The sequence below is a fragment of the Streptomyces sp. NPDC031670 genome (genome assembly GCF_055580545.1).
This window is the reverse complement of sequence record NZ_JBVILC010000063.1, coordinates 1-1,514: the sequence shown is the minus strand read 5'-3', so window position 1 is coordinate 1,514 and position 1,514 is coordinate 1. Positions and strand designations below refer to the sequence as shown.

Below are 1,514 nucleotides of genomic sequence, written 5' to 3'. Positions count from 1 at the left end.
TCACCCGATCCATACCGTTCGTTGTGGGCCGTTTCGGTCATTCGTAGGATCGGGACACCCAGGGGTGCTGGGTATGGCTGTCACCCGATAGCCGATGATGTGGCTTCCACTGATTGGCCGCCCGGCACCCCGCGACGACTCGGCCGCTAATTGGGATACGCGAACTGAATCGCTCGTATGGATGCGTCGGCGAGGTCGTCTGCTGGGACACAACACCACGTCGGAGGAGGATTGGTGCCGGAATTGTGGGCCGGGACAGACGCGGGGAAGGCCGAGCACCACTGCACGGTCATCGACGCCAACGGGACGACGCTGCTGTCGCGGCGTGTGCCGAACAGCGAGGCTGAACTGCTCGAACTCCTCGGTGACGTATTGGGGATAGCCGACGGCGGCCCGGTCACCTGGGCCGTCGACCTGAACGCCGGCGGGGCCTCCTTGTGGATCGCGCTGCTGGTCAACCACGGCCAGAAGCTGCTCTACATCCCAGGCCGGACCGTGCACCACGCCTCAGCGGCCTACCGAGGCAGCGGGAAGACGGACGCGAAGGACGCGTTCATCATCGCTGACACCGCCCGCATGCGCCGTGACCTGCAGCCTCTGCAGGAGCTTGGTGAGATCGCAGTAGACCTGCGGATTCTGACCGCGCGCCGGATCGACCTCGCGGCCGACCGCACTCGTGCGATCAACCGCCTCCGCGCGCAGCTGCTGGAATACTTCCCTGCCCTGGAGCGTGCCTTCGATCTGAGCACCTCCAAGAGCGCCCTAATTCTGCTGGCCGCCTACCAAACCCCGGCAACCCTGCGAAGGATCGGTCGGTCGCGGCTCACGACCTGGTTGAAGAACCACGGCGTGCGCACCAGCACCGCTGCCAAGAGCACGGCAGAGGCCGCGGTGACCGCCGGAGAAGCCCAGTTCACCGTCGTTCCCGGGGAAAGGACCTGCGCACGGATGGTCCACACGCTGGCCGCGGCGGTGACGGCCCTCGATGAGGAAATCTCGGAGCTCGAAGCCCAGATCGAGGCCCGGTTCCGGGAGCATCCCGACGCGGACGTGATCACCAGCATGCCCGGCATCGGCATGACGTTGGGCGCCGAGTTCGTCGCCGCTACCGGTGGAGACATGTCCGTGTTCGGTAGCTCCGACCGGCTCGCCGGTGTGGCCGGCCTGGCCCCGGTTCCTCGTGACTCGGGCAAGGTCAGCGGTAACCTCCGCAGGCCCCGGCGCTACAGCAGGCGACTGCTGCGAATGTTCTATCTCTCTGCCCAGGTCGCCGCTGTGTACTGCCCTGAATCGAAGCGGTACTACCAGCGCAAACGCGCGGAGGGAAAGTCCCACAAGCAAGCCGTCCTGGCCCTCGCCCGGCGCCGCCTGAACGTGCTCTGGGCTCTCTTGCGCGACCACAAGCTCTTCGAGACCGCTGCGGCTCGCGCAGGCGCGACAGCGATATGACCCGACCACAGTGGGTCACTACCGCCGCTTGACAACATCATTGGGAATCAGTGGTCACTCTGAAA

At 65.8% G+C, this 1,514-nt stretch carries 1 protein-coding gene; it reads left to right on the top strand.

The window, feature by feature from the left end; genetic code table 11:
- Positions 1–234 precede the first annotated feature (234 nt).
- Positions 235–1,449 (top strand): IS110 family RNA-guided transposase, encoded by a 1,215-nt coding sequence (locus ACZ5ID_RS37025; RefSeq protein ID WP_468907209.1) that lies wholly within the window; start codon positions 235–237, stop codon positions 1,447–1,449.
- Positions 1,450–1,514: the final 65 nt, after the last annotated feature.